Annotated in this window: 1 protein-coding gene and 1 pseudogene; one reads left to right on the top strand and one right to left on the bottom strand. The window is 51.5% G+C overall.

The features are described 5' to 3' along the window. The first annotated feature begins 51 nt into the window (after nt 1-51). On the top strand, nt 52-1053 hold the full coding sequence (locus WH5701_RS16015; RefSeq protein WP_006169723.1) for a hypothetical protein: 1002 nt from the start codon (nt 52-54) through the stop codon (nt 1051-1053). Nucleotides 1054-1668: 615 nt separating this feature from the next. Here WH5701_RS16015 and WH5701_RS00140 read toward each other — a convergent pair. Further along, nucleotides 1669-1915 (bottom strand): annotated as a pseudogene (locus WH5701_RS00140) (allophycocyanin); the annotation flags it as partial.

Raw genomic sequence — 1915 nt, 5'->3', positions numbered from 1 at the left:
TGGTTACGTCAGCTTCAGGGTCGATAGTCTTTCGGCAGCAAGGTTGAACTGGTGAGCGCCGAGGAGTCCAACCATCAGCAAAAAATTACCGTCACCCTGTCGAAACGGTTGGTGACGCTGATTGATCAGCTCAAGCGTGAGTATGGCGTTCGCTCGAGGGGTCTCGTTCTCGAGTCGGTTCTCGAACAATTGATCCAGCCCGAAGATCAGTCGGAGCTGTTGGATCCAAACGACCATGATGCCGCTGTGGTCACCCCTGAGGGGTCACCCCCTGAAGCAAGCAGCTTGGTGTTAATCCGCAACACGGAGGCGGACACAGCGATTGATGAGCCTGAACCGCAACTGCAGCAACAAAGCTCCGTTGGCATTGATTTACCAGGTTTCGTAAGTCGACGCACCACGCAGCTCCGCGACACGCTGTCCCAGCGTTCAGAGGTCGATTCCTTAGACAAGTCCGTTTCTGGAGAACCCCTACTCTCTTCGGTGTCGCACGCTGATCTAGTCGCTGCTACGCAAGCAGTCAACGAGCACTGGCGTTCTCTGTATGGACAACCGCCAGGAGACACCGTTGTGGAGGCTTCGATGCTTTGGTTGGCACGGGATGTTTGGTCGACGACAGATGCCAGTGATGGTCGACCTTTCACCTGGTCTGCTGCCAATGCCTCGATGAAGGAACTCTGTTCTGACTGGGAGCAGGGTGATCCTTCGCTTGGGCGGGTGATGGTGGTCGCTGGAACATTGGAAGATCCCTTTGCAACGGCTGCTCTCGCTGAGCGAATGCCGACGTTAATTCGACGATTCGTTAACCGCTTTCGTCGAAGTCGTCAGGTCACGTCCTTTGAAACGCTGGAGTCCACCATGACCGTGCATGGTGCACTCAAACTCTTGGGCTTGTCGACAACAGCCGGAGCGAGTGTGACGTTGGTTTCCATTCGAGAGGCGTTCAAGACAAGAGCCCTAGAGGTTCACCCTGATGCTGGAGGCTCGACAGATGCCATGCGTCGACTTAACGAGGCCTATCGACTATTACGCGAGCTTTACCGCAATCGTTAATTTGTCCCAATCAAGTCTCGTCTTGTGACTATTAATGAGACCAAAACTAGACCAGCTGATCAAATTATTTGTCTTAGGCAAGACGCAGACTAAGACTCATTATGCGTCTCATCTTGAATTAGTGAGTAGGGGTAAACATCTACTTTTTTCATGTTTTTAATTGATTCGCTCACTCAACTGATCCTTCCCTCCGCGGTCGGAATGGCTTGTCATGCTCCGCTGTTCTTTGGCTCCTTGTTCATGCTGCTGTCCATCACCTGTCCATTCCTAGGGAGTTTGATCCAAATCCAGCTGCAACAGCCTTTTTGAATGAGGCGTACCTGCTATAGACACAGGTACGCACATTTTTGGGCTGCCAATTTGGATGGATATCACCCGCATAGCAAATCGCGCCTCTCACCGGACTTTCATAAGTCTCGCCATAAGACTCATGATGCATCACATACGAGACTTACGAGAAGCAGGCGAGACGAGGGTTGCTCTCTAGAGTCTTGCTTGGGAATTGATATTAGACCAATACTGAGTCTCGTTTGAGACATGCAAAGTTTGCGGTCAATGAAAAACCGGGCCATTAACGACCCGGTTTCTTCCTTGGTGCACCGTGCTGGTGTTAGCTCAGGTGGAGGTCTGCATGCCTTGAATCAAGAAATCAAAGTAAGGGGAAGAAAGCTTGGCTTGTTGGTCGGAAAGCAAGGCCAGCGAAGCATCCTTCATCGTTTTCATCGCTTCGACCATTCCAGGCATTGGTACGCCAAGACTGTTGTACATCTCCCGAGCACCCACCAATCCGATGTCTTCAATCATCTCTGTGCTTCCAGCGAGGACGCCATAGTCACAAGCCGTAAATACCAGCTGTAATCAC

Source organism: Synechococcus sp. WH 5701 (assembly GCF_000153045.1).
Taxonomy (GTDB): Bacteria; Cyanobacteriota; Cyanobacteriia; order PCC-6307; family Cyanobiaceae; genus Regnicoccus_A; species Regnicoccus_A antarcticus.
Note: the sequence above shows the minus strand (reverse complement) of the source record. Positions and strands in the feature narration are given on the sequence as shown.